Genomic DNA, 26,510 nt, shown 5'->3' with positions numbered 1-26,510 from the left:
CCTGCCTCCTGTACATATGATTTTCTTTAATTCTTTAACCTATTGCAAAGATGCTTTTCATTTCCGTTTTCAAGATAATCTCGAATTACATTTACCAACTGGAACGGAGAGCGTGCAATCGAATCTACGGTATCTCCCGCAATATGCGGCGTCAGTGTCACATTCTCCATTTTTGTCAAGGGATGCCCTGCTTCAAGCGGTTCTTCCTCAAATACATCCAACGCTGCTCCTGCAATTTTGTGTAATTGTAATGCATTCAGCAGCGCATCTTCGTCAATCAACCCTGCTCGAGATGCATTAATAAGATAAGAAGTTTCTTTCATTTGAGAAAGCAGCTCCCGGCCAATCATTCCTCTATTCTCAGCTGTTAAGCGTAAATGAATTGAAATGATATCCGCACGTTGGAATATATCTTCCAGAGCTTCCACCGGTTCTACCGGCATTGTCTTCACAACAGCCCCAGGAAGAAATCCATCATAGCCGAGCACCTTTACATTAAGGGCATGAAGCTTTTTTGCAAGAAGAGCCCCAATATTCCCCAATCCTACAATTCCAACCGTCATATTGCTTAGGGTTGATGTAAATTCCGTATTGCAAAAGTCTGTTGTCCATTCCCCCATACGGATTTTATGATGACTGCGTGCAATATTTCTGGTTTCAGCCAGCATCATTCCCAATGTAAATTCTGCTACCGCTTCTGCATTTCGGATAATATGTACCAGCGGAATTCCCCGTTTCGTAAGAGCAGATACCGCTACATTTTCTGCCCCTCCCCGGCAGATTCCTACAAGCTTAAGTGCTTTTGCTCTTTCCAGCAGCGCTTCCGGAAGAGGGCAAAAATGAATCAACAGCATATCAGCGCTTTCAATAAGATTATCCAGCTCCTTGGGATAGGCTGCTCCCTCCGGACCAAGCTGTTCAAGCCTGGTTTGCATTTCTGAAAACTCCTCTTTATTTCCGCTGCCCCACATCAGGCTATGGACTTCTACATTTTCAAAAGGCAGTGTATGTGCCGCTTCTGTTAAAGCAGCCGGAGACACGTAGGCATCTCCGACTACCAGAATACGACGGATTTGGTTCTTTGCATTCTCCATCATCCTGCATTCACCCCATCAGCTTCTTCCGCATCATTGCAAGTAAGCATGTAACGGATAACAGCCTCTTTATTCTTTTTGAAAAATACATAGAGAACAATATAAGCAATAATTGTCAAGCCAATCCAAAGCGGATTCTGAGACAGGAACGCCGCAAACAGTAATGCCAGAAAGGGCATAAAACAAGTACACGTAATCAGCATTGCAGAGCCGGTTAGCTCAAATCCAACCTGTACCGCAACTCCGGTATAAAGTTCCGCCATCCATCCCCACACATACAGGGCAAGCGAAAAATAGAGGATCGTTCCAATTAAAGTTTTCAGCATATTTCCCTTTGAAATACTAATCATCGGAATCATGCAGTAAGGCATAGCAATCAAATCCACCATAATTAGTGCACGATTTCCAGGCAGGGTAAAGGCAAGAATCAGCATAATGGGAATCATCAAGGTTCCTACCATAATCGTCGCCGGCTCACCATAGCCGGTTGCGTCATTAACCGCCAAATACCATTCTCTTCCTTTTCCATGTTTCTTAGCCGCACCTTTTGTAGATTCTGTTAATAATGTAAATGCCGCCGCAAACAAAGATGCAATCTTCGGGAAAATGGCCATAACTGCAGCAGTACTAATTGCTGCCGCAGCAATCTCCCCCCATGCGGCCAGAGTTCCCAGATCTTGAATATTTCCTGCAAATCCAAGAATCAATCCTACAATCAGGCCTAATACCATAGGTTCTCCAAAAAGACCAAGCTTTTTCTGCACATTTGTAAGATTAATATTCACTTTATGCAATCCCAGCTTATTCATTATAAAGTTAACCAACACATAAAACGGAACACCCTCCGCATGGTGCGGAGCCGTCAAAGCACATCCGGGATAATTGTAATACGTTGAAAAACAAGGGGCCAAAATCTCTGCAAACAGCAATACATACAGATTCATAAGAACCATCAATCCCATAGAGAGCCATGCTTTTCCTGTTGCCAGATATAAAGTTGACCCCCAGAGCATGAAAGAATATGTGTTCCACAAATCTGACGGCATGAAAATATCCGTCCATTTAACCGCAAATAATATCAACTGCAATATAATCGCAATTACTAAAAACGCCATGCCAATCTTTGTTGAATAAGCTACCAGTGCACATGCCTGCCATCCCACATCAAGTACCGGCAGATTGATGCCCGTATTATTTACCATTTTATCAACAATGCCGCTGATTGTTGGCATATATGCATTGATCATCAAGCTAAAACCAGTCAAAGCAACACCTGCCAGTAACGCCGAACGAAATGCCTTACTTGGTTTTGCACGCATAGCCACTGCAATAATAAAGATAATTACCGGTACTGATACCGATGCCCCAAATGTATCAAATATTTCTGACAAGGTAACTAACATATTTTTTTCCTCCTTCTCCTATTTTCCCAATTCATCCAAAACATGCAACGCCTCTTCCATAAACTCTTCCTCTGCAAATCCGGTCATAAAATTTACCGCATTGATTTTCGGAATATTAACTTCTTCCTCCACCGGACTGGTATAAGCAATAAAATCATAATCACCTGACATCAGCGCAGTCTTAACTCCTCCCGGATTTACCTCCGTCGCTTGGAATCCGTAGCCCAATTCTTCAAATTTTTCCTGCATTTTTACTGCAATCATTGTGGAACTGACAGTACCCGACCCACACACCGATAAAACCCTAACCGTCTTTCCCTCTCCCCTCAGCGGAACAGCGTTGTCAGATTTTTTGTTTTTCTTCTTAAACAGCATTCATTTCCCTCCTTACATTATTTTTTGCGTATGCCAATATTTACGGTTCATCAATATAGCGCAGTGTTTTGTACATTTCCTCAGCCGTTTTACTTTGCATTAATGTATCGATAACCTCTTTCTCTGAAAACAAACGCAAAATCTTTCTAAGCAATACCAATTGTTCCTGGGGATTCGAAATAGCCATCATCAATATCAAAGATACGGAGAGCCTGGAATCTGTTGAAGCCATTTCCAAAAATGTAACCGGCTTTTCCAGCTTCGCCACTGCAATGGCAGGCTCAATTACATGCTCTGCAAAAGTATGCGGCATGGCTATACAATATTTCCCAAGGGAAAGCCCTGTGGGATAACTTTTCTCTCTTTCAAGAACCGCATCCTTATAGGTATCCTTTACTTTTCCCATACCCAGAAGCTTATCTGCAAGCAAAGAAATGATTTCCTCTTTTGTTTCGGCATTCATACTTGCAAAAATCAAATCCTTTTGTATCACACCGTTCCTCCTTTTCGCCAACATTAAACAACTTGGCATTTACTCTTTATGATGGTTGTGATTATAGCACAAATATTTTTATAAAAAACGTCTAATTTTGTTCAATTTCCAGGAAGTACCTTAGACTTCTCTGAATTCATTTGTTATATTACAATATAGCGTGACAATATTTCTTAAGGTTTTGGGTTTCCTGAAAGGGGCAGGCATTATGGGCATCAATAAAAAACAACGGGATTTTTTTCATGAATTAATCCGGCAAAGGGAACATTGCCGAAGCTATCAGGACTTATCAAAAGCTTTGGGTGTAAGTACTCGTTCCATACGAAACTATTGCCAGTTTTTTGAAGAATATCTCTTTGAAATGGGAATCTCAAATGTTATTAAACATACAACTGCCGGAATTACTTATGCCGGAACTCCCGAGCAAACAAATCAAATTCTGTCTCGAATAGGCGAAAGTGACTTCTATGAATATCACTTGTCACCGGATGACCGCATTTTGGCTATTGTTCTGATCCTTTTAGACACTACGGTTCCGGTAACTGTTATGGAACTGTGTAAAACTCTATATGTCAGCCGTGCAACATTACTAAATGATATGGAAAAAGTAAGGCTGTATTTTGAACAGTTTCATATTTTCTTCAACCCAAGTACCAATCGCGGTTACAACCTGGATATCACAGAATCACAGCGTCAGGAAATCATTTGCACTACCTGTTTTCCTTATTTGCGGGGATGGAATATATTGGGAAATGAAATGGGAACTTCGCATTTTTTATTTGAAAATATTCTGCATCTCTCAGAACTCCTTCCGCATATATGTCAGATTATTCAAAATGCTGAACGTATATATGGAATTACTGTCACTGATGCTATTTACAAACAGGCAGTATTTACCGCATCCATTTTATGCAAACGGCTTACACAAAATCAAATGATTGAGGACTCACTCCACCTGGATACCAAGCTATACCATGTATCAGCAGGTAATATAGCACGCTTTATTCTCGCTGCTCTGCAAAAAATATTTTCTTTTCCCTATGGGGATAAGGAAATTCTATATCTCGCCTGGCATCTTCATCTATGCCATTTTGATTTATTGCAAAATTTTGAGCATTCCGTAGATCTGTATTTTTATATGGAAATACAGCAATTTCTAAGAGAAATAGAAAATGAGCTTCATTGTCCAACACTAAGAGAAGAATATTTTTCTATTATGCTGATTCGGCATCTTTGGAGTATCCGAAACACGTCTCCCGAAATCGATGCATCCATGGCTGAAGATATTATTTCTTATTATCCCGATTGCTGCCAGGCAATCAAAAAGCATATCGGCATTATTGAAAAATGTATCGGAAGAACCTGTACTGTCGCAGAGCTCCATTCCATACTTATTTATGTTGTGGCAGAAATCGAACGGCAAACCCCGAAAATCAGCAAACCCAGGGCTGTTGTTCTCTGCCATACAGGAATAGGAACAGCCAACTTCCTTGCGGATCGTTTGACTGAAACCTTTAATCTTGACATTTCAGAAGTAACAACCATACATAGGCTTTCAGAAATATTAGAAAAGGAGCATTATGATTTACTCATTAGTACTATTCCTTTAAAGCCGCCAAATGTTAATTGTATCACAGTTTCTCCGAACTTAACTGATGCAGATATCATTTCAATTCAAAGAGCAATTGCTACGGTACAGCGAACCAAACGGCTCAATTCAGAAAATCAAATAAATACAAAACATTTGGATTCTCGCTTGTCCGAGCTTTTATGCCCGGATCATATCATTTGGAATGTACCCTGTGAAAGCTGGCAGAAGTCTATTGAAATTGCCGCAGGTCCTCTTCTTGATGCAGATGAGATACTTCCTGGCTATTTGGAGGCTGTCCGGCTATCCGTAGAAAAAAACGGTCCTTACTTTGTATTCTGCCCCGGCATTGCTTTGGCACATGCGGCGCCTACTGATGGTGTTAATAAATTTTGCTGCAGCATTTACAAGCCACCGGCTCCCATAGCCTTTCATCACCCAGCTAACGATCCGGTCAGGCTAATCATCATGATTGGAATCACAGATGCTAAAACTCAAATTCAATCCATTTCTGCTCTGATGAATTTTTTTAGCAAAAAGCCCCTAAGGGAACAGCTTCTTTCTGCGTCTTCTCCGAAAGAAATGATTTCTATTTTACTTAAATATTGTTAAGGAGGATCTTTAAATGCCAAATACTTCATACTTTTTCTTACCCAATGTCTCTCTTTTAGGTCGTGGGGCGCTCAATCATATCGGTGAACAAGCAGCCCGCTTTCACACAAATCATTTTTTACTGGTTACCGATAAATTTCTGGCAGCCACAGAGCTTCCGAACCGCATTCGTAAGCTGCTCGGTATTGAACAAATTGACATGGTTTTATATGATGGTGTAGAACCAAATCCAACCCTTGCCAGCGTAAATGCAGCTTATGAACTATATTGCCAGACAGGATGCGGCGGTATCATCAGCCTTGGCGGCGGTTCTGCCCATGATTGTGCAAAAGCGGTAGGCATCCTTGCAACGAATCCCGCCCCGCTTGCCCGGTATGTGGGAGTAAATCAGTTTCCAAACGAAAGTGCTCCTGTCATTACTGTTAATACAACCGCCGGAACTGCCAGTGAAATTACGAACTGTTTTTTAATTACGGATACGGACACAAATGTAAAGCTTATATTTGAAGGCGTAAATGCACTTGCAAATGTCGCTATTGACGATCCGGAACTAATGCTTACCCTTCCCAAAGGGCTAACAGCCGCAACTGGTATGGATGCCCTCACTCATGCGATTGAATGTTACGTTTCTAATCTTTCCTTTAAATTGACGAATGAACTTGCACTTATAGCAATCCGATATATCTTCCGAAGTCTTGCCACTGCTGTTCAGGAGCCAGGCAACCTGGAAGCACGTGATGACATGGTATATGGGCAATATATGGCTGGCATGGCATTCGGCAATGGTGGTGTTGGCATTGTTCACGCTGCGGCACATGCATTGGGCGGAACTTATAACCTTCCTCATGGATTATGCAATGCAATTCTTCTTCCGCATGTCATGAGATTTAATATGAAAGCGAGTGCTAAACGTTATGCGCACATGTACTACACGATACATCCCGATACTGCCGCAGCTCTTTCCGACGAAGATGCTTCCAATGCCTTTATTGAAGCCGTTGAAGAACTTTCTGCTGCAATTGGAACAAAAATACCTCTCCATGAGCTTGGTGTTCAAGAATGCGATTTCGAGCTGCTGGCAGATAAAGCATTGAAGGATTCCTGTTGTGAAACAAATCCTATATTCCCTGCCAAAAACGACATTATTCTGATTTTAAAAGCTGCTTTTTAATTAAATGCCATAAACAATTTACAGACGCATGCATTTGCGGCCGGGAATTGTTTTATATAGAGGTGTATTGATAGGATATTACGGAACTTAAAATAGTCCAGCTAAGAAATGTCAAGTGTTTTAATAAATATTTTATGCTGGACGGTAAAGTCGCAAAGGCACACGAGAGGAACTTTCATGAGTGCCCTTTCGAATGAAAGTTTCTCTCATTACAGGTGTGCCGAAGTAACTTTACCCTTTAGTACCGTTGCGTAGCAACTTAAGATAGGAGGATTATTATGTATAAAGCAACAACAACGATTGTAAATCCCACCGGGCTTCATGCCCGCCCTGCTGCAGACTTTGTTTCACTTGCCAAATCTTTTGTCTCCGATATTCAAATTAAAGACCTTGCAACAGAAGAGCCTGCCGCTAATGCCAAATCCATTCTTCGTGTCCTTACTTTAGGCTTATCAAAAGGGAAAAATGTAGAAATATCTGCCGCAGGTGAAGATGAAGAAAAAGCCGTAGCCGAATTAGTTTCGCTCATCAAATCTGGTTTTGGTGAATAATTTCCGAAAGGAGAATTTACTATGTCCATGAAAGCTTGCCGTAAATTAGCTTCTGCGCTTGCCGCATTGACTATCATAAACGGGTTGGTTTGCAAGTTATTTCCCGGACTAAATGCTGCTGTCATAGGAATTTTGTCTGTCTGCGCAATCCTGCTTGCATGCTCCTGCGTATTTATAATAATTCGCTTTCACAGATGTCCCAAGTGCCATAAATTTATTCCCATAACGCTCCGCCCTGACACTTGCCTTCATTGTAATGCAGATTTGAATTAAGCAAGAACAATAGCAGAAGTATAAAAAGGGGCTGATGTCTTATTTCCTGACAGCCCCTTCTTTATTGCTTTATACAACTGCTATTATTTTCGTTCTTTTATTTCCTTTACTCATTAAGCGGCCGATTCACAATCCGGAAGTAAGTTCTGGTTGTTATAAAATAAACCAATCCATAAGCCACGGCAAACAGCCAAAAGCTAATAAGCGCCACCTTTATTAACAATGGTTTATCATCCAATATACTGCTTTTCAGCATCTGGTAAATTCCCGGAAATGCAAAGATAAGGTGAACGCCCGCAGCCAAAAGGGGCAGGCAGAATACCGTAAGCATCTGGGAATTAATGCTTCGCTGAATCTCTTTTTTTGTCATGCCGATTTTCCGCATGATAGAAAACTGCTTCTGATCCTCGTAGCCCTCGGATATCTGCTTATAATACATAATCAATGTTGCTACAAAGACAAATACGCCGCTGATGGCAAATGCCAGGAACATCACCCCTCCGGCAAGGCTTTTTAATTTGGCCCACTTTTCAACCTTTGTATAAAAATTGATATACACGTCTTCTTCCGTTTCCGACAGTCTCCTGATCCACTGATTGCATGCATCATCTATGACAAACTGCCTGTCTCGATCCTCTGCCAGATTCACATCATACTCCCAGAACATCAGAACCTCATTCTTTGTGCTCCATTGGGAAGCGTCAAAGCCTTTCCAAAACTCAGCCATATCCGGAACTACAACCACAAGAGATTCCATCATCATATCCGAATAGCTGCCATATAGCTCAAAGGCAGAAAGTCTGGGCTGCTTTTTCACTGCTTTTTTGACCATATATTCACTTCCGTCCCAGCTTCGAACTCTTTTTACCCCGGTTGACTTATTTCCGCCGGCAATCAAAACCTCCCCGGCGCTTAATTCTTCCGATGTGTGGCAGAACTGATTGTAATCCTCCAAAGCTAAAATACGTATACAGGCAAAATGTTCAAGATATTCATCCCAGGCATTAACATTTCCCTCTTCCGGAGCATCCTGATAAAGATCGACGCTCAGATCCAGTATATCGTTCTCAAAGGGCGCAGCCATACCTACGGCATAGGTTTCAACCGTTTCTCTTACACTGACCTCCATGTCTTTCCATATGTCCTCTATTTCTGAGCGATAGGCAGCACCCTCGCCATTTTCCCCGACTCCTGCAGTTTCTATGATAACTCCTAAGTCATAAGGATAATGACTGCCTATAATCTCATCCACACCTGCATAACATCCAATAGATGCTACCAGCGCTACCAAAATAACCGTAGAAAGAATACAGATAGATGCAAGGCTTGCTCCGTTTCGCCTCATGCGGTAGGACAATGAAGATATGGTGACAAAATGAGCTGTCTGATAATAATAACGCTTCTTCTTTTTCAGCCATCCGCACAGAAACACGGAACCGGCAATGAAGAGAAGATATGTCGCAATTACCACCACGCCTCCAATCAGAAGCAGCTGCATCAATGCCTCTCTGGGATTCTCAATCCCCACCGCCCATATATATGCGGTCACAAGCAGTACCATACCAATGGCTGCCAGCAACCATCTGCTTTTGGGAGGGCGCTCTCCTGCTGATTCGCTGTGAAGAAGCTCGATGGGATTATTCTGATGAATCTGACGCATAATGTTCAGAAATATCAGAAAGTAAATTCCGGCATAGAGAAAGATGGCTGTCAGAATCCCTTTCCACTCAATATAAATATGATAATTGATCTCTTCCTCCATAATATTTACCAGGCCAAGCTCCGCAATTTTCGAGAATACAACTCCGGAAAGAATGCCGATAGAAATCGCAATTCCATAGGCCATCAGTGATTCCCAAAGGAGACTGACCATAATATTTCCTTTATTCATGCCAAGAATATTGTAAAGGCCAAACTCCTTTTTTCGTTTTCTCATCAGGGAAGAGCTGGTGTAAAACAGAAAGGGCAGAGAAAACATGCCTACCAGAATCTGTCCGCAAAGAAGCAGTGAAGTCATAGCTTCTCCTCCCCGCAGGCTGTGAACCATATCCGATGCCGTCAGAAATGCAAGAATATAGAACACCATCACCATGACTGCTCCGGACAGCAGATATGGATAGTAAAGCTGTTTATTCTTCTTAATTCCCGTCCATGCAAGTTTTAGATAAAGCCCTCTGTTCATTTGCGATCACCACCTGTCATTAATATGGTCAGCGTATCAGTTATCTTCTGATAGAGCTGCTCATCGCTGTCCTTTCCCCGGCAGATTTGATGAAACACCTCTCCATCCTTAATAAACAGGACGCACTTTGCTCTGCTGGCTGCGGCAACAGAGTGAGTAACCATAAGAATCGTCTGCCCATTTTCATTAACCGCTCCAAAGAGACGAAGCAGTTCGTCAGATGCACGGGAGTCCAGTGCCCCGGTAGGCTCGTCTGCCAGAATCAAATGGGGCTTTGTGATAAGGGCCCTTGCAACGGCCGCTCTCTGCTTCTGTCCGCCGGACACTTCATAGGGGTACTTTTTCAGAAGCTCCGTAATGCCAAGCATCTTCGCAATGGGTTTCAGCCTGCGCTGCATTTCCTCGTAAGGCGTGCCGGCCAGTACCAGGGGCAGATAAATGTTGTCCTCTAAGCTGAAAGTATCCAGAAGATTAAATTCCTGAAAGACAAAGCCCAGATTGTTTCTGCGGAATTTTGCAATCTGCTTTTCCGATATTTTTGTAATGTCCTTTCCGTTTAGCAGCACGGAACCACTTGTGGGTTTATCCAGTGCCGCAAGAATGTTAAGTAAAGTGGTTTTTCCCGAACCGGATTCGCCCATGATAGCCACGTATTCTCCCTCTTCCACAGAAAAGTTCACGTTCCGAAGCGCCGTCACCTGATTCGAACCAAATCGTGTGGTGTAGACCTTTTTCAATCCTTTTACTTCCAAAATGCTCATATTGGAATGCCTCCTTTTTAAGTTGCTGCGCAATAGTACGCAACTGTTTTATATCCTCACAGTTACCGAAAAGTTTTTCGGTGTCATTATATTATCAAAACAAGGGAGATGCATTCCATTCATTCGGCTTACATTTCCCTTTGATTTCTAACAGTTTTGTAAGAATTTAAGGGATCCCGGCTTAAATTTACTTTTACCGTAGTTCCCGTTTCCACCTGTGAGATTATGGAGATTTTGGCTCCCAGACGATTGCAGATCTCTTTGCAGAGGTATAGGCCGAGTCCGCTTGCCCGTTTGTCTCTGCGTCCGTTGCTGCCGGTGTAGCCTTTTTCAAAGATTCTCGGTATATCCTCCGGTGCAATGCCAATGCCTGTATCGCTGATACAAAGCGTTTTGGGCTCCTCAAAGAAAATGGTTACGGAGCCCTTTTTGGTGTATTTGAGCGCATTGGAAAGGAGCTGTTCTATTACAAAGGAAAGCCATTTCTCATCGGATACTATGGTTTCCTTTGAGGGAATGTAGGTCAATTGGAGCTTCTTCATAATGAAATCTCCTCGCAGCTTTCGGATGTTTTCTCTCACTATCTTGTCCAAATGAATCGTGCGGAACACATAATCCGTAGACTCTGCTCCCATCTTAAGGTAGGTCAGCACCATCTCCACATACTGTTCAATATGGAGGAGATCTGACTTAAGCCTTTGGGACAGTTTAGAATCCTCTGCTTCCAGATTCAGGCGCATAGATGCGATTGGTGTCTTAATCTGATGGACCCATATAGTAAAGTAATCCAACATTTCCGCATAAGAACCTGAAAACTGTTCCTCCAGCATCTGCCTTTCTTCACACAAGGCCCGGATGATTTGCTGATAATCCTCACTCTCTATGGTTGTACTTTCCGGCAACGCTTCCTGCAAAACGTTTCCCTGCAGGGCTTTAAGCCCTGTTAATTTTTTGTGCTTTTTATATATGTGGTATATGGAGATAAGTGCAAATACAGAACCAAAAAGAAAGCAAATCCCGGCTGGATACAGGACAGCTCCCAGAGGCAGATGGTACAGATAGAATGTAATTCCGAAAATGCAGGCAAATAACAGTTCCAGGCATATGGCCGGAAGATGCTCTCGTAAATATTGGATTGCAAATGTCATGTTCTTTCCTCCCCCATATAATATCCCTCTCCAAATTTTGTCTGAATGAAATCTGTAAGTCCATTTGCCTCCAGCTTTTTTCGAAGACGGCCGATGTTTACGGTCAGTGTATTGTCATCAATATAGCAGTCAGATTCCCATAAGAGATCCATCAGGCGCTCCCGGCTTACAACCTGTCCTTTGTTTTCCATGAGCAAAGACAGGATTCGATGTTCGTTCTTTGTAAGATCAATGGTTCTATTCTGATAGGTCAATGTTCCGTTATCCTTATTGAGAAAGGCTCCCCTATGCTGCAGTATAGGCGTTGTCCCTGCAAAATCATAGGTGCGGCGCAGAAGCGCCTGTATCTTTGCTATCAGTACATCCATGTCAAAGGGCTTCGCCACAAAATCATCGCCTCCCATGTTCATGGCCATGACCATGTTCATATTGTCAGAGGCAGAGGACAGGAAAATGATGGGAACCTTTGATATTTTACGAATCTCAGTGCACCAATAGTAGCCGTCAAAGGCAGGCAGGCCAATGTCCATAATGACCAGATGGGGCTGCAGCTCTGAAAATTCTAACAGGATTTTTCGGAAGTTCCCAACACCGGTGATCTGCAACTCCCATTTTTTCCCTTTGCTTTTTACTGCTTCCAGGATTCCCTGATCGTCTTCTATCATATAAATGCGGTACATTTTTCGGCTTCACTCCTTTAAAACTTTTGCTGATCATTTGTATCATGCATCTATTGCTTGATTCTGCCATTCATTTTCATACCATATCTTATTATACTCAATTAGCCCATAAATACCTTCATTCTGTTCCTGGTCTAACAATTTCTTGTAATCTGGTTTTCCACATTTCCTTTTCTCCTGCCAATAAAATCAACTTCATTTGCTCCTATGTGTAATTTGAGCCTGTAAAATCCCACAGCTTCTCACCCTTGTACCACCTTCAAAAACACCCTGTCCAATACCTCCCAATCCACATTTCTATCATCCGCCATCTCCTTCGAGATCTTCCCATACCGCACAATCTCATTCTCAATAAACCTTTGAATGGCAGGCATTTTCGGATTTAAATCCTTTTCATCACTGGCTGCCTTCCTCACAAGCATTTTACCGATCTCGTCCGCCACTTCTCCCGGAAGCTCCTGCTCAAGCAAATCATCAAACCGCACCGGAGGAATCATGTGAGTATTCTCTATATACCTGCATGCCAAAAGCGGCCGAAGCGCATAAATATACTTCTTATACCTTACCATATCCCCCTGCAGGTACTGCTTATAAGTACCGTTAGCCGTTCCATAATAATGGTAAAGGGCCGCTTTCCGGGAGAAATACGCCTTACAGCTTTCGTAAATTTCTTTCCATTCCCCAGTTGTCTTGTAAACAATCGGAGAATTTGCCCACTCAAAAAGCGTAGCATTTCCCTTGCGGAACTGGACAAGGGTTTTCTTCAAATCCCATCCGTTGATATCCAGCACTTCATCAAGCTGCCACTCAATCACATCCCGTCTTTCCTGAATGCTCAAATAATCCTCTTTGGATCTTACATAGACAAATCTCACATCATAATCACTGTCCGGAGATTCCACGCCCCAAGCCCTGCTGCCGGATTCCACAGCATAAAGCACTTTCACATGTTCTTCTTTTTCTATCTCCTTAAGCTTACCTTCTATCTCCCTATTCACATCTCTCATCAAAAATCACCCTCTATCGCTCTGCGATTCACATATTCCACAAGTTTTTCAACTGCTTCCATATCCGGGTTGTCCGGCAGTTTTGTATTCCGTGCTGCCGTCTCTAATCGTACCTCATAATCAGACAGAAGAACATAAAATTCTTTTGAAAATGTCTTATCTTCTTTTTGAAAATCACCCCGCCGGATGCTCTTTAGCAGCTCCAAATCATCCGTCCGATGGGTTTTGATCTCACCCTTTTCCAAAATATCAATGGCCATCATAAAAAGGCGCATCAAATGCATGGCATGTTTATTCAGATGATTATCATCCTTCTTCTTGTTGCGTTTTCCTATCTTATCATAATCCCGAACCACATTGTTCATAGCTCCTAGCATATTTTCATAATCCCGCAAAGGCAGATGCCGATAATCCGCATCTATAAATATTTCTGTCTCCAGTTCCGGATTTTCCGATTTATCAATATAAATGCGAATATTGCCTTTATCAAACATTTCATTTTTAAGCCTGAAATCCTCCAAAGCATTTTTTACAGAATTATAAATATGCTGTTCTCGCTCCTGCTGCGGCATGGAGTCTCTGGCAATTGCATTCTGTAACCGCCGAAGCTGAGCGCTTGCATACCCTCCAAAGGACTTGGCCGCCCTCTTTGAAAGAAAAAGGGTTTTGTTAGCCAGCAATTCTTCCCCTATGGATGTCTTAATCAAATACTGTTCCTCATCCAGTCCCAGCAATTCAATGGTATTTGGATTGCATTCCAAAAGGAGCCTTATGATCTTATTAAAAGAATAAATCACCGTATCCGTATTTTTATCTTCATATTGTTCAAATTTCGTCAACCCCAACAGATCCGATGAAGTATTTAACACAATTCCCCGAAAATCAATGTCACTGTTCTCGTTGTTTGTTCCGTAAGCATAGCTTCCTCCAAGCCCCATAAGAATAATACGTCTGCCAAGCCTTTTGTTTGTTCTTAAAAAATCATATTCCGCCGAATAGACAAGTTTTCTGAAATCCATTTTTTCGCCCTCTAAAAACTAGGGCTGCCGCCCGGCCAATAATCCCCGCCGATGCAGCAGCCCATCCTTTTCTCTAAATACAGCCTCCAATAAATTACTATGCCAATTACGCCAAATACACTTTCAAGTATACAGACCAAAGCTCAGGCACAGCAGTGCTGCATCAGAATCTATCCCTTATAATAATTAATCAGGCATCCTTTCAAAATAATCTCACGCTCATCATCCGTAAGCGCTCCCAGGCGAAGCGTCACCTCTCTGCCCTGCTCTCCATTCACATAAGCCTTTACTTCACTCTGATTTTCTTCAATCGCTTTCCGAACCTTTGGTATAAACAGGAAGTCCCCCTTGGTAAAGGGCAGCTCTCCTTCATCAATCAGGAACGGCAGCATACCCCAGTTAATCAGGTTGGAGCGATAACGCTTGGTCGCATAGGAATTGGCAATATTCGCCCAGCCTCCCAGTACCTTCTGGCAGGAAGCTGCCTGCTCTCTGGCGGATCCATCCCCGGGCTTCACGGCAAAGATCGTACTTCCCACGCCCACATTGGTTTTGTCCACACCCGGACACCATGGATTCAATGCTTTAAAGATCTCTTTCAGCTCCGGAACGGCTTCTGCCGGACACTCTCCTGCTTCAATGGCTTTCTGCGCTGCCTGAATCTCCTTGGCAAGTCCCACATAAGCGGGATCCTTTCTGGAGAGAGTAAACTCCGCAAGCCCTAAAGGATTGGAGCGATAGGAAGAAGTCTCACCGGAGGGAATCAGCTCATCCGTAGTCGTAACCGGATCATGAATCTCAGATACGACTTTCAGTATCATATGCTCCGGCAATGCGGACATAGCCGGCCAGTCCTTGATATTGGGTCCAAACTTAATCTCCACATCCGGATCTGCCACGCCCTTGCTGTCAAATACTCTGTTTTCATAAATCTTACTATCAAAGAAATACCTTGGATTGGTATACTTTACATCTATCTCCGTAGCTGCTGTCAGGTAGCCCTTATTAGCCGCCGTAGCCGCAATAGAACGGGCATCCATCAATGCTACCGAGGCAATCTGCCCATTCTGAAGCTTGGAGCCCTCCCGGTTGGGGAAGTTCCTGGTTGAGTGGCGGATACTGAATCCATTGTTGGACGGCGTGTCACCGGCGCCAAAGCAGGGGCCGCAGAAAGCCGTCTTCATAACAGCCCCCGTCTCCATAAGGGCTGCCGCTGCTCCGTTTTTCACCAGCTCCATGTACACCGGCATACTGGCCGGATACACGCTTAAGGTAAACTCATCCGGGCCGATGCTGGCTCCTTTCAGGATATCCGCCGCCGCACAAATGTTCTCAAAGCCGCCGCCTGCACAGCCTGCGATAATTCCCTGATCTACATACAGCTTACCGTCACGAATCTTGTCCGTCAGCCGAAAATCCACCGCATCTCCCAGGCTTACCAGAGCTTTTTTCTCCACATCACGAAGAATATCTCCCAGATTCTCCTTTACCTCCTCAATGGTATAGGTGTTGCTGGGATGGAAAGGCATCGCTATCATAGGCTTAATTGCACTCAGATCCACATAAATCATACCGTCATAGTAAGCGGCTGCTCCCGGCTTCAATTCCGCATAATCTCCGGCTCTTCCATGAATCTCATAGAACTCTTTAATTATATCATCGGTTTTCCAGATGGAGGACAGGCAAGTAGTCTCTGTGGTCATTACATCGATTCCAATTCGGAAATCAGCGCTTAAGTTCTCTACACCGTCGCCGATAAACTCCATCACCTTATTATTTACATAACCCTTTTCAAATACGGCGCCGATAATAGCCAAAGCCACATCCTGAGGCCCTACGCCTTTCTGCGGTTCTCCTGTAAGATAAACGCCTACAATCCCCGGCATGGGAATATCATAGGTCTTATTAAGAAGCTGCTTCACCAACTCCGGGCCGCCCTCACCCATGGCCATGGTGCCAAGAGCTCCGTAACGGGTATGGCTGTCGGATCCGAGAATCATCTTTCCTCCTGCTGCCATCATCTCACGGGCAAACTGATGGATCACTGCCTGATGAGGCGGAACATAGACGCCGCCATATTTCTTGGCGCAGGTAAGGCCGTACATGTGATCATCCTCATTAATGGTTCCGCCCACTGCGCAGAGGCTGTTATGACAGTTGGTCAGCACATAGGGAATGGGGAACTTCTCCAGCCCCGATGCACGGGCAGTCTGAATGATTCCCACAAAGGTAATATCATGGGAAGTCAATTTGTCAAACTTAATCTCCAGCTTTTCCATATTGCCGGATGTATTGTGCGCTTCTAAAATGCCGTAGGCAATGGTCTGCTTTTTCGCTTCCTCTTTCGATGGCGCCTTGCCCAGCCTGCTCTCCAGAACACTTACCGCATCCTTACTGTCTGGAATAATCTCCGTTCCATTCAGCACGTAGGCTCCGCCTTCAAACAATTGAATCATAATATTCCTCCTATTCCAGTTCCATAATTGCCAATTTTCATCAAATTGCCGGCCAAGGGCAGTACGCCTTGTCCGGCAACACTAAGCTTATTATAAATAGCGCCAACAAAGATTGCAAGTTTATTCTGTGAGAATTTCCGCCTGCTGCACATTCTTCTCCTGATTTTCTGCTGTGGTCTCTTCTTTGGCCGCCTCCGGGAAAATAATTGTTATCTTAAACAAATCTCCGTCCAGATAGATATCAAAGCTTCCTTTCTGCAGCTCTGTCAGCGTCTTGGCAATGGAAAGTCCAAGTCCGCTGCCCTCGGTGCTTCTGGCCACATCTCCCCGGATAAAACGCTCCGTCAGCTCTCCTGCCTGAATATTGAGGGGCTGCTCCGAGATATTCTTAATGTGAAAGCGCACCATATGGCCAACTACTGTCAGCTCCACATACACTCTGGTTCTTGGCATGGCATATTTTGCCACATTTCCGTACACATTTTCGAGAATCCTCCAGATTCTCCGGCCGTCCGCTTCAATAATAACCGGCTCCTTGGGCATATTTACCACAAGTTGCAGCTCACGATCCTCAAATTTCTCACTAAATTCTCCGTTTGTCTGATTAATAAGCTCCTGAAAATTAATTCTCACAAGCTCCAGCTTCACATTTCCGGAGCTAATCTTGGAAGCTTCCACCAAATCATCCGTCAGATGCTTTAAGCGCTGGGACTTATCCTCCAGAATGGCAATGTAATTTCTTGCCCGCTCATTTTGAATATCCTCCCGCTTCAGCAAATCCACATAATTGATAATGGAGGTGAGCGGTGTCTTAATATCATGGGACACATTGGTGATCAGATCCGTTTTCAGGCGCTCATCCTTTACACTCTGTTCCACTGCCGTGGAAAGCCCCTCCCCGATGTGATTGATCGCTTCCGCCATTAAAAGGCTGTCACCGGAGAGTTTTTCCGTAGTAATCTGATGACTCAAGTCCCCCTCGGAGATCTTTCGTATTCCATCCAGGACACGTTTTCTCTGCTGAGCCTGCTGAAGCAAAGCCGCACCTACCGCAATATCCAATGCAATAAGCAGCAGAATTCCAAAGATGCCAAAAGACAGCAATAACCCGTTGCCAGCCAAAAACAGCATGTAGGACAGCATTACTCTCGTAGTCACTTTCCAGTTGCGCACCACCTGGTAACAGCTGTCCAGGATCTTATGAAGCACACTGTTGCTCCAGAGGGTTCTGGTTTTGATCCGCCTTACCAGGCTCAAATAGCCGCAAAGGAAAAAAAAGTTCATCAAAAAGGTGAGCACACCGCCGAAGACTCCCGCCTCCCAGATGCCGGACACCCGGCTGTGCAGCACAGCTCCCGCCAGGAGCACCAGCCATGCCGGAATCACCAAAATCAGCACGGCTGCCTCTGTCTGAATCCGATCAAAGCTGTTAAGCCGAACGCTTTTGTCCTCTTCCTCCGTTCCTCTTCCTGTCGCCAGGGTCAGGTACACAAGTGTCAGAAGATACAGAAGCCCTCCCAAAAGCACTCCATATACCGCCAGACGGCTGATGGGCCGAATCTCCTCATACTGTTGCTTGTATGCCTGCAGGTTGTCACTGGCAACATAACTGGGATCAATGGCAATGGCCAGAATATAGTTTCCCTCCACTGACATAGGATAATCTTTCAGATAACTGCTGATCTCACTTATGGAAATGGGCATATGGCTGGATTCAAAGCTCATATCGGAGCTGTCAAAAATCAAATAATCCGGATGTCTCCGAATGTAAGCCAGCAAACTGTCCCGATCTGATATTTCCGCATCACCAAAGCTTTTAATATTGGTAATGGTTTTCTGCTCATAATCCTCTTTTGTCAGCCGTGTCACGCTCTCCGGCAGCACCAGATAACGCATATTGGTCATGCTGGGGCTGAACAGCTCCAGGTTTTCTTTATAAGAGTAAAAATCATTGTAGATATTACCGAGAACATTTTCCAGCGCCCCATAAATCTCTTGAAGCTCCTGGGTGGACAGCCTTTGAGCCTCCGCATAATCAATAATGCCGGGATATTCCACAGGGGCATAGCGCTCATCTATCGCCATGATTTCTTCCACATCCTGAATCACTGCCTGCCCGAATATGCTCTCTATTTCTTCTTCAACAGCGTCCGTCTCCGCTTTTGGTACAAAGTTTTCCTCTGACTCTATTTCTGAGTTTTCCTCCAAATTCTCTTCTATATAGGAAAGAGCCTCATCATAGGATACGGAAACGGAAGCCACGGCTGATCCGCCGTCATAGATAGCCTGCTCTGTATAATTCATAGAGCTTTTGGAGATATAACCCACTTTTCCGTCATCATAGGTTATCTTAAGGAGCGAGCTGTACGCACAGCCATCCAAAGACCAGTTCAGCAAATCCGTCAGCCTGTAGCAAAGTCCTCCGTCCTCCGCCTTTGTGTGCAGAATCTGCCCCTCGGATGCGTATTCCTGAACATTCACTACAAGTGATGCATCATAAGCGCCGTTTTTCTCAAACTTGCTCTCCCTGTTTGCCGCCCGGATACAGCGGCGAATCTGTTCCCGAACCTCCCGCTGAAAATAGGCGGTGTTCTCAAAGGTTTCCTCACCCCTGAGGGCCCGAAATCCATTGTTTCCCACATAAAACAGGCTGACCGCAATAGACAGAACCAGCACAACCGCACAGACCTGATTTAATATAAGGGCAAGGGCTTTCCACCCCCTGGAATATTCCCATCGTCTCATTCCTACAGCTTCTCCACTTTATAACCGATTCCCCATACTACTTTCAGGTATCGGGGTTCTTTTGCGTTGATCTCAATCTTTTCACGGATATGGCGGATATGCACCGCAACCGTGTTATCTGCTCCAATGGCATCCTCATTCCATATACTTTCATAAATCTGGTTGATGGAAAATACTTTTCCCTGATTTTTTACCAGCAGGAGCAGGATATTGTACTCAATGGGTGTCAGCTTTACGGGCTCTCCGTCTACCGTTACTTCCTTTAAGTCGTCATTCATCACCAAGCCGCCGGTCTGATAAACCTTTTGAGCATCCTCCGCAGCGTTGCCAAGCTTGGTGTAACGGCGAAGCTGGGACTTTACACGGGCCACCAGCTCCAAGGGATTGAAAGGCTTCGTCACATAATCGTCCGCCCCAATATTTAATCCCAGAATCTTATCCGCATCCTCGGATTTGGCAGATAGAATGATAATGGGAATACTGCTCTTTTCCCGAATCTTGAGCGTAGCTCTAAGGCCGTCCAGCTTGGGCATCATGATGTCTATAATCAGCAACTGTATCTCATTCTTCTCCATCATGCTGACCGCCTGCAGTCCGTCATAAGCTTTTAAAATGTGATAGCCCTCCTGGGACAGATAAATCTCTATGGCATCTACGATTTCCTTGTCATCATCACATACTAAAATGGTATTTGTATTCATCTTCATCACCTCTGCTCCCATTTTACCGATTCTTCTTGATTATAACAAGGCTTTTTTAAGTTCTATGGGAGGGAATTCTTAAGATTTTGTTACTATTCTTACTTCTTTGGGACCATAAACCATGGATAGATTTTAAATATAAGCAGCACAGAAAATACTCTTGTAAATTCTGTTCCGCCATTATTCTGTAAAATGGTCTTTTCAAAAAGTTCAAACAAAAAGAAGAGGTTCGGATATTGGTATCATCCCATCTCTCCTTTTCTTTCATGTCGAATTATTTTTGAAAAAGCTTTTGCAAACTGTGTTTAATTGCAAATTTTTTGTAAAACATTGTTACAAAGAATAAAGCATCCTCTAATTATGGCAAAAATTTTATTTCAGATACTCCCCATACTTCTCCTCACTGGCACTTAAGAATACAATTCCAATAATCCCCGGCCCCGTATGTGCTCCGATAGCGCAGCCTACCTGAGACTCCACAATCTTCCTGCAGTGATATTTCTCTTCCAGCATCTCCCTTACCTTCGTGCAGGTCTCCGGATCATTACCGTGGACAATGCCTATCTCCTGCTTTTCCAAGTTCACACCACGTTGGCCTACAAGCTCCACACAGCGTTTCAAAGACTTCATACGCCCCCGGACTTTCTCAAAGGCAACCAGAGCTCCGTCATCATTGACCTCAATAATAGGCTTGATATCCAGAACACCGCCCACTACGGCGGAGGTTCTGCTTAAGCGCCCGCCCTTGTACAGATATTCCAGGGTATCCACAGTAACAATATGCTCCATATTATCAAAGAAATACCGGGCGGCTTCCACAAGCATCTCCTTAGAAGCTCCATTCTCCTGCATACGCAGAAGCTTCATGACACCCAGGCCAAAGCCTATAGATGCACACTTGGAATCTACAATGGTAATTTGGAAATCAGGATATTCCTCCAAAAGTTCTTCCTTAGCCAGATTAGCCGCATTGAACGTTCCGGCAATTCCCGTGGAAAAGCACAGATAAAGCACTTCGTCTCCCGCTTTTGCATAGGGTTCAAAATTTTCATGAAACATAAATTGATTAATGTGGTAGGTCTTAATCTCCGCACCCTCCGCCTGAATTCGATAAAAATCATTTGGCATAATCGTTTTTCCATCAAAGTAATCGGTTCCATTGATGGTTACGGGCGTTGGTATTACATGAAGCTGATATTTATCAATAATCTCTTTCGGCAAATCGGTTGCCGAATCGGTAACAATTTTAAGAGCCATCTTTATCCTCCTATTTAAAATCACTGCGTGATAGCACTAAAGGGTAAAGTCACGCAATCCCCTATAATTCTTCCAACTCTTTCAGCCAGATATCGCTGCAGGCATCACTGGGCATCCGCAGATCTCCTCTGGGCGATACTGCCACGCTTCCCACTTTGGGGCCGTCCGGCAGGCAGGAGCGTTTAAACTGCTGGGCAAAAAATCTCTTATAAAAAGTCCGAAGCCATTTTAAAATTACTGCTTCCTCATAAACATTTTCAAAAGCCGTCTTTGCCAGCCGATAGACCTTGGACGGTGAAAATCCGAACCGCAGAACATAATACAAGAAGAAATCATGCAGCTCATAAGGCCCTACCAAATCCTCTGTTTTCTGAGAAATGCTGCCATCCTTGGGCGGCAGAAGTTCCGGGCTTACCGGTGTGTCCAGCACGTCCAGCAGAACCCCGGAAAGCTCCGGGTCCCCGCAGGTATCCGCATAGTAACGCACCAGATGGCGCACCAAAGTCTTTGGGATTCCTCCGTTTACTCCATACATGGACATATGATCCCCATTGTAGGTTGCCCACCCAAGGGCCAGCTCGGACATATCCCCTGTTCCCACTGCCAGACCGCCGTTTTGATTCGCAACATCCATCAAAACTTGAGTTCTCTCTCTGGCCTGTGCATTTTCATAGGTTATATCATACCTCTCCGGATCCTGTCCAATATCCCAGAAATGGGCCATAACCGTCTCCTTAATATCGATTTCCCGCAAAGTAGCTCCCAGCTTCTTTGTAAGCTCACAGGCATTCTCATAGGTCCGGCCCGTGGTGCCAAAGCAGGGCATGGTTACACTGATAATCTGCTCTCTTGGAAGTGAAAGATAGTCGAATGCCTTTGCCGTCACCAGCAGCGCCAGCGTTGAATCCAATCCGCCGGAAATTCCTACAACGGCCGTCCAGCAGCCCGTATGCTCCAGACGCTTTTTAAGCCCCATAGCCTGAATGGATAAAATCTCCTCACAGCGGCGTTCCCGATCCTCCTTGCTGTCCGGGACAAAGGGCATGGGATCAATCCGGCGTTCCAGACTGGTTTCCTCCATATTCAGATGGAAGCCAACCTCCGTATAGCTGTCATCATTTTTAACGGAAAATGTATTCATCCGTCTGCGCTCTCCCCATAAGCGGAACACATCAATATCTCCATAAGTGATTTCATTATGAAAACGCTCCGAACGGCTGAGGATCTTTCCGTTTTCCGCAATCAGATTGCTGCCCCCAAAAACCAAATCCTGGGTGGACTCCCCCTCTCCCGCATTGGCATAAATGTATCCGCACACCAGCCTTGCGGATTGGCTGCCGACCAATTCCTCACGATAGCGATCCTTGCCAATGGTCTCATCACTGGCGGAGCAGTTCACAATCACAGTGGCTCCCGTCAGGGCATGACGCACACTGGGCGGTGCCGGAACCCACAGATCCTCACAGATCTCCGCAGCTACCGCAAGCTGGGGCAGCTCCGCACAGGCAAATATCATGTCCGTTCCGAAGAGCACATAGTCCTCCCCCTGGTTTCCCCGTCCAAGCCATACATATTCCGTTTCCTGATTTCCCGGCTCAAAATGGCGCAGCTCATAAAACTCCCCGTAATTGGGCATATAAGTCTTAGGCACCATTCCCAGAATCTCTCCCCGGCTTAATGCCGCAGCCACATTATAAAGCTTTCCCTGCTTCTCCCAAGGAAGCCCGACAAACACCAAAGCATCCAAATCTTTCGTAGCATCGGCTACGGCAAACAGAGCTTCTCTTGCCCCATTTAAAAGCGTTTCCTGAGAAAATAAATCTCCGCAGGTATAGCCGGTAATGCACAGCTCAGGAAAAACAATGAGCTTTGCGCCCTTTTTGGCCGCTTCTTTCATTAAACGTATAATCTCCGTCCCGTTATACTCCGGCTGGGCCACCCGGATCTTTGGTGTGACAGCCGCTGTTTTTACAAATCCATGGTTCATATCTTTTCTCCTATTCCAGCTCTCTGGCAGTTGTACCTTAGCTCTTTCTCAAACTGCCGAAGCTATCGTTTTGCTTTATTTAAAATTTCCTTTAAATCTTCTATTGTAAAGGTGTAGGCTTCATTGCAGAAATGGCATTTCACCTCAATGGGCTTTCCGTCCCGAATCATATCCCGTATTTCTTTACTTCCTATACTGATAATGGCCTTTTCCACCCGTTCCCTGGAACAGCTGCAGGAAAATGCCGCAGGAACCGTATCATTGACGGTCAGTCCAAATTCCCCTAGCAGATCCTCCAAAATTCCCTCCGGCGACAAGCCCCGGTCCAGAAGCTCCGTGACGGAGCTCATGGCGGCAAGCCGCTTTTCCAGGGCATCAATCACCTTTTCCTCCGTATATGGCATCAATTGGATGATAAATCCTCCCGCCTGGCGGACCGTATTGTCACGGTTCAGCAAAACGCCAAGTCCCACAGAAGAGGGAATCTGCTCCGAGGTCGCAAAATAATAAGTTAGATCCTCCGCAATCTCTCCCGTCTGAAGCTCCGTCTGCCCTGCATAGGGTTCTTTCATGCCCAGATCCCGGATTACCTGAAGCATTCCCCTGCCAATGGCGCCTGATACATCCAGCTTTCCTTTGGCATTGGCCGGAATCAAAACTGCCGGTTCATTTACATAGCCCTTTACCTGGGCTTTGGAATCGGCTGTCACCGTGATTCCGCCTAACGGACCGTCTCCCCGTATCTGAAGAGTCAGCAAGTCCTGCTCTCCTTTCATCATGGAGCCCATCATGGCTCCCGCACTTAAAGTTCTTCCCAGGGCTGCCGTTGCCACCGGACTGGTATTGTGAATCTGTCTGGCTTTCTCCACCAAGTCCCTGGAGGTTATGGCAAATGCCCGGATCTGGTTGTCCGCCGCTGTTGCCCTTACAATATAATCTGACATGGTTCTGTTTCTCCTTATGCTTCCATACTTTTTCCATGCTCTCTCACAATTACATGAACTCTCTGTGTATCTTCCTTAATCTCCTGACCGGTTTCGGCATCACATACCCTTACAAGCTCCATGCCTGCCTTTTCCACAAGTCTTGCAATCTGATCAAGGCCATAGGCCCTCTGAAAGTGTGTCTCCTCATATTTCCGGTAAAGCCCGTCTTCCTGCCGGATAAAGAGAGTCAAATCGTATTCATTCAGCTTCTCCCCGGGATCATAATAGTTCTCCCAGATAAAACTCCCCTCCTCACGGTTTTCCGCAATGGTATTTTCCGCCAAAAGCGTCTCGTATTTATAAATGGTATTCATATCAAATAGAAAGATTCCACCCGGATCCAGGTAGTTATTCACCAGTCGGAATACCTGCAGCAGATCGGCTTCCTCCGTAATATAATTAATGGAATCGCAGACACTAATCACCGCCCTGACGGTTCCGTAAAGCTCAAACTCCCGCATATCCTGAAGCAGATACAAAATGTCATGGCCGGATTTTTCTTTCTTTTCTGCCGCCAGTTCCAGCATTTCTTCCGATGCGTCCACGCCAATCATATCATAGCCTGCCCCTGCCAGAAGCTCCGTCAAGGTTCCCGTCCCGCAACCCAAGTCCAGCACCAGGCCGTCATTCACATCATATTCTTTTAACAATTCCACAATCCGCCGGCACCATTTCTCATAAGGAACATCGTCCATGAACAAGTCATAAACTGCCGCAAAGCCTGCATATGCGTCCAAATCTCTCTCCCGTTTCTGTCAGTTCTTCCCTTTGTCTTTCGTATCATCATATCAAATTTTTCTGCAAAAAACAAGACAGCCCCTAATCGAAATCAGAGACTGTCCGATACTCTTTTTTACTTGCTGCTCAAAAACTTCTCTATATTGGCCATGGCTTCTTCCTCGTCCTCACCATTGGCTGAAACAGTTACCGTCTCACCTGCATAAAGTCCGAGAGTCATCATACCCATAATGCTTTTGGCATTTACTTTCTTGTTATCACTTTCCACATAAATCTCACTGCCATACTGACTTGCCACCTGTACCAGCAGCGCCACCGGTCTTGCTTCCAAACCGTTTGGAATCTGAATCGTGATTTCTTGCTTGATCATAATAACCTTTCCTCCTTGTGCTCCCTTAGCTCCTCTGCAATGAGACTCAGTTTCCTCAGCCTGTGATTGACCCCCGACTTTCCCACGGAGGGAGTCAGCATCTGCCCTAACTCTTTTAATGTCGCTGACGGCTGTTCCAGGCGAAGCTTTGCTATCTCGGTCAAACTTTCGGGAAGCTGGTCGAACCCGATTGTTGCTTTAATGAATTGTATATCTTCTATCTGCTTTACCGCTGCAGAAACGGTCTTATTCAGATTGGCAGTCTCACAGTTCACCTGCCTGTTCACAGAATTGCGCATCTCTTTCACGATTCGGATATTTTCGAAATTCATGAGGGCTACATGCGCCTCCATCACGTTCAGCATATCCACAATCTGTGCACCCTCTTTGATGTATACGATATGATTTTTCTTCCGCATGGCAGATCTGGCCTCGATACCAAAGCTTCCAATCATATCACAGAGCTGATTCACTTTCTCAAGACTGTTGCAGACAATCTCAAAGTGATAGCCTTTCTCCGGATCACTGACAGAACCGGATGCCAGAAAAGCTCCCCGGATAAAGGCCCGCTTACAGCAAAGATTCTGAACCAGCACATGCTGTATGGCGGAAAGGTCCCCATAAGATACAACCTCAAAGCTGCGGCCTCCCCGTATGCCCTTATTTTGCCGAACCATTACATCAAGTCTTATATTAAAGGTTTTTTTCAATAATGTAAAGTACTTTCTTGCAACTGCCAGATTTTCCGTATGCATTCGAAGGCCCAAAGACCCGTTTTCTTCCTCAGTTACTCTGCTGCAAAAACTTAAGATTGCGGCAATCTCCGCCAACTGACAATGTCGGGCTGTTGGAATCTGGCCCGACAGTTCTTCCTTAATCTCACTGGAAAAAGACATCTGTTACCTCATATCAT

Annotated in this window: 22 protein-coding genes; 3 read left to right on the top strand and 19 right to left on the bottom strand. The window is 44.7% G+C overall.

Annotated features, from left to right (window positions below; all coding sequences use genetic code 11):
• Nucleotides 1-26: 26 nt before the first annotated feature.
• Genes VSQ61_RS16510 through VSQ61_RS16495 form a run of 4 tightly spaced genes read right to left on the bottom strand, consistent with a single transcriptional unit; the run spans nt 27 to nt 3,365 of the window.
• Complete coding sequence (locus VSQ61_RS16510; RefSeq protein WP_334345491.1) at nt 27-1,097, bottom strand: 2-hydroxyacid dehydrogenase; 1,071 nt, start codon at nt 1,095-1,097, stop codon at nt 27-29.
• Complete coding sequence (locus VSQ61_RS16505) at nt 1,094-2,497, bottom strand: PTS galactitol transporter subunit IIC (protein WP_334345490.1); 1,404 nt, start codon at nt 2,495-2,497, stop codon at nt 1,094-1,096. The genes VSQ61_RS16510 and VSQ61_RS16505 overlap by 4 nt, the downstream gene beginning before the upstream one ends.
• Before the next feature lie 18 nt (nt 2,498-2,515).
• Entirely contained in the window at nt 2,516-2,872 is a 357-nt protein-coding gene (locus VSQ61_RS16500) for a PTS sugar transporter subunit IIB (protein WP_334345489.1), read from the bottom strand.
• A gap of 40 nt (nt 2,873-2,912) precedes the next feature.
• Entirely contained in the window at nt 2,913-3,365 is a 453-nt protein-coding gene (locus VSQ61_RS16495) for a PTS sugar transporter subunit IIA (protein WP_334345488.1), read from the bottom strand.
• A 208-nt stretch (nt 3,366-3,573) separates the two neighbouring features.
• Here VSQ61_RS16495 and VSQ61_RS16490 point away from each other — a divergent pair, with 208 nt between their 5' ends.
• From VSQ61_RS16490 to VSQ61_RS16480, 3 genes are all read left to right on the top strand, one after another.
• A complete protein-coding gene (locus VSQ61_RS16490) occupies nt 3,574-5,565 on the top strand; it encodes a BglG family transcription antiterminator (RefSeq protein ID WP_334345487.1) in 1,992 nt (663 codons plus the stop codon).
• A 13-nt stretch (nt 5,566-5,578) separates the two neighbouring features.
• Complete coding sequence (locus VSQ61_RS16485; RefSeq protein ID WP_334345486.1) at nt 5,579-6,736, top strand: iron-containing alcohol dehydrogenase; 1,158 nt, start codon at nt 5,579-5,581, stop codon at nt 6,734-6,736.
• A 278-nt stretch (nt 6,737-7,014) separates the two neighbouring features.
• Nucleotides 7,015-7,287 (top strand): HPr family phosphocarrier protein, encoded by a 273-nt coding sequence (locus VSQ61_RS16480; protein ID WP_334345485.1) that lies wholly within the window; start codon nt 7,015-7,017, stop codon nt 7,285-7,287.
• A gap of 379 nt (nt 7,288-7,666) precedes the next feature.
• On the opposite strand, the gene VSQ61_RS16475 is transcribed toward VSQ61_RS16480, so the two are convergent.
• The 15 genes from VSQ61_RS16475 to whiA all read right to left on the bottom strand — a co-directional run bounded on the left by VSQ61_RS16475 (nt 7,667) and on the right by whiA (nt 26,493).
• Nucleotides 7,667-9,742, bottom strand: coding sequence for an ABC transporter permease (locus VSQ61_RS16475; RefSeq protein WP_334345484.1), 2,076 nt, complete (start codon nt 9,740-9,742; stop codon nt 7,667-7,669).
• Nucleotides 9,739-10,503 carry an ABC transporter ATP-binding protein gene (locus VSQ61_RS16470; protein WP_334345483.1) on the bottom strand — a complete coding sequence of 255 codons (765 nt, stop codon included), beginning with the start codon at nt 10,501-10,503 and terminating at the stop codon, nt 9,739-9,741. Before VSQ61_RS16470 ends, VSQ61_RS16475 begins: the two co-directional genes overlap by 4 nt.
• Before the next feature lie 128 nt (nt 10,504-10,631).
• On the bottom strand, nt 10,632-11,651 hold the full coding sequence (locus VSQ61_RS16465) for a sensor histidine kinase (RefSeq protein ID WP_334345482.1): 1,020 nt from the start codon (nt 11,649-11,651) through the stop codon (nt 10,632-10,634).
• Complete coding sequence (locus tag VSQ61_RS16460; RefSeq protein ID WP_334345481.1) at nt 11,648-12,331, bottom strand: response regulator transcription factor; 684 nt, start codon at nt 12,329-12,331, stop codon at nt 11,648-11,650. Before VSQ61_RS16460 ends, VSQ61_RS16465 begins: the two co-directional genes overlap by 4 nt.
• 242 nt (nt 12,332-12,573) lie before the next feature.
• Nucleotides 12,574-13,338, bottom strand: coding sequence for a nucleotidyltransferase domain-containing protein (locus tag VSQ61_RS16455; protein ID WP_334345480.1), 765 nt, complete (start codon nt 13,336-13,338; stop codon nt 12,574-12,576).
• Complete coding sequence (locus VSQ61_RS16450; RefSeq protein ID WP_334345479.1) at nt 13,338-14,357, bottom strand: nucleotidyltransferase domain-containing protein; 1,020 nt, start codon at nt 14,355-14,357, stop codon at nt 13,338-13,340. The genes VSQ61_RS16455 and VSQ61_RS16450 overlap by 1 nt, the downstream gene beginning before the upstream one ends.
• Nucleotides 14,358-14,527: 170 nt before the next feature.
• Complete coding sequence (locus VSQ61_RS16445; RefSeq protein ID WP_334345478.1) at nt 14,528-16,813, bottom strand: hydratase; 2,286 nt, start codon at nt 16,811-16,813, stop codon at nt 14,528-14,530.
• A 120-nt stretch (nt 16,814-16,933) separates the two neighbouring features.
• Nucleotides 16,934-19,558 carry a sensor histidine kinase gene (locus tag VSQ61_RS16440; protein ID WP_334345477.1) on the bottom strand — a complete coding sequence of 875 codons (2,625 nt, stop codon included), beginning with the start codon at nt 19,556-19,558 and terminating at the stop codon, nt 16,934-16,936.
• A gap of 2 nt (nt 19,559-19,560) precedes the next feature.
• Nucleotides 19,561-20,265, bottom strand: coding sequence for a response regulator transcription factor (locus tag VSQ61_RS16435; protein WP_334345476.1), 705 nt, complete (start codon nt 20,263-20,265; stop codon nt 19,561-19,563).
• A gap of 366 nt (nt 20,266-20,631) precedes the next feature.
• Nucleotides 20,632-21,516, bottom strand: coding sequence for a DegV family protein (locus VSQ61_RS16430; RefSeq protein WP_334345475.1), 885 nt, complete (start codon nt 21,514-21,516; stop codon nt 20,632-20,634).
• 61 nt (nt 21,517-21,577) lie between these two features.
• Complete coding sequence (locus VSQ61_RS16425; RefSeq protein ID WP_334345474.1) at nt 21,578-23,503, bottom strand: NAD(+) synthase; 1,926 nt, start codon at nt 23,501-23,503, stop codon at nt 21,578-21,580.
• Nucleotides 23,504-23,565: 62 nt separating this feature from the next.
• Nucleotides 23,566-24,447, bottom strand: a complete 882-nt coding sequence (hslO, locus tag VSQ61_RS16420; RefSeq protein ID WP_334345473.1) for an Hsp33 family molecular chaperone HslO — start codon at nt 24,445-24,447, stop codon at nt 23,566-23,568.
• Nucleotides 24,448-24,461: 14 nt separating this feature from the next.
• Nucleotides 24,462-25,226 carry a class I SAM-dependent DNA methyltransferase gene (locus VSQ61_RS16415; protein WP_334345472.1) on the bottom strand — a complete coding sequence of 255 codons (765 nt, stop codon included), beginning with the start codon at nt 25,224-25,226 and terminating at the stop codon, nt 24,462-24,464.
• 116 nt (nt 25,227-25,342) lie between these two features.
• Nucleotides 25,343-25,597, bottom strand: a complete 255-nt coding sequence (locus VSQ61_RS16410) for an HPr family phosphocarrier protein (RefSeq protein WP_334345471.1) — start codon at nt 25,595-25,597, stop codon at nt 25,343-25,345.
• The gene (whiA, locus tag VSQ61_RS16405) at nt 25,594-26,493 is read right to left on the bottom strand and encodes a DNA-binding protein WhiA (RefSeq protein ID WP_334345470.1); all 900 of its coding nucleotides are present in this window, start codon (nt 26,491-26,493) and stop codon (nt 25,594-25,596) included. The genes VSQ61_RS16410 and whiA overlap by 4 nt, the downstream gene beginning before the upstream one ends.
• Nucleotides 26,494-26,510: the final 17 nt, after the last annotated feature.

This window comes from Candidatus Merdisoma sp. JLR.KK006 (assembly GCF_036941035.1).
Lineage (GTDB): Bacteria > Bacillota > Clostridia > Lachnospirales > Lachnospiraceae > Laedolimicola.
This window is presented reverse-complemented; position numbering and strand designations above follow the sequence as displayed.

Coding starts and splice junctions, on each gene's coding strand:
- VSQ61_RS16430 (WP_334345475.1), bottom strand. CDS start 21,516: ATGGCTCTTAAAATTGTTACCGATTCGGCAACCGATTTGCCGAAAGAG.
- VSQ61_RS16510 (WP_334345491.1), bottom strand. CDS start 1,097: ATGATGGAGAATGCAAAGAACCAAATCCGTCGTATTCTGGTAGTCGGA.
- VSQ61_RS16465 (WP_334345482.1), bottom strand. CDS start 11,651: ATGACATTTGCAATCCAATATTTACGAGAGCATCTTCCGGCCATATGC.
- VSQ61_RS16485 (WP_334345486.1), top strand. CDS start 5,579: ATGCCAAATACTTCATACTTTTTCTTACCCAATGTCTCTCTTTTAGGT.
- VSQ61_RS16445 (WP_334345478.1), bottom strand. CDS start 16,813: ATGATTCAATTGTTTGAAGGCGGAGCCTACGTGCTGAATGGAACGGAG.
- VSQ61_RS16410 (WP_334345471.1), bottom strand. CDS start 25,597: ATGATCAAGCAAGAAATCACGATTCAGATTCCAAACGGTTTGGAAGCA.
- VSQ61_RS16440 (WP_334345477.1), bottom strand. CDS start 19,558: ATGAGACGATGGGAATATTCCAGGGGGTGGAAAGCCCTTGCCCTTATA.
- VSQ61_RS16505 (WP_334345490.1), bottom strand. CDS start 2,497: ATGTTAGTTACCTTGTCAGAAATATTTGATACATTTGGGGCATCGGTA.
- VSQ61_RS16490 (WP_334345487.1), top strand. CDS start 3,574: ATGGGCATCAATAAAAAACAACGGGATTTTTTTCATGAATTAATCCGG.
- whiA (WP_334345470.1), bottom strand. CDS start 26,493: ATGTCTTTTTCCAGTGAGATTAAGGAAGAACTGTCGGGCCAGATTCCA.
- hslO (WP_334345473.1), bottom strand. CDS start 24,447: ATGTCAGATTATATTGTAAGGGCAACAGCGGCGGACAACCAGATCCGG.
- VSQ61_RS16425 (WP_334345474.1), bottom strand. CDS start 23,503: ATGAACCATGGATTTGTAAAAACAGCGGCTGTCACACCAAAGATCCGG.
- VSQ61_RS16475 (WP_334345484.1), bottom strand. CDS start 9,742: ATGAACAGAGGGCTTTATCTAAAACTTGCATGGACGGGAATTAAGAAG.
- VSQ61_RS16480 (WP_334345485.1), top strand. CDS start 7,015: ATGTATAAAGCAACAACAACGATTGTAAATCCCACCGGGCTTCATGCC.
- VSQ61_RS16435 (WP_334345476.1), bottom strand. CDS start 20,265: ATGAAGATGAATACAAATACCATTTTAGTATGTGATGATGACAAGGAA.
- VSQ61_RS16470 (WP_334345483.1), bottom strand. CDS start 10,503: ATGAGCATTTTGGAAGTAAAAGGATTGAAAAAGGTCTACACCACACGA.
- VSQ61_RS16460 (WP_334345481.1), bottom strand. CDS start 12,331: ATGTACCGCATTTATATGATAGAAGACGATCAGGGAATCCTGGAAGCA.
- VSQ61_RS16500 (WP_334345489.1), bottom strand. CDS start 2,872: ATGCTGTTTAAGAAGAAAAACAAAAAATCTGACAACGCTGTTCCGCTG.
- VSQ61_RS16450 (WP_334345479.1), bottom strand. CDS start 14,357: ATGGATTTCAGAAAACTTGTCTATTCGGCGGAATATGATTTTTTAAGA.
- VSQ61_RS16455 (WP_334345480.1), bottom strand. CDS start 13,338: ATGAGAGATGTGAATAGGGAGATAGAAGGTAAGCTTAAGGAGATAGAA.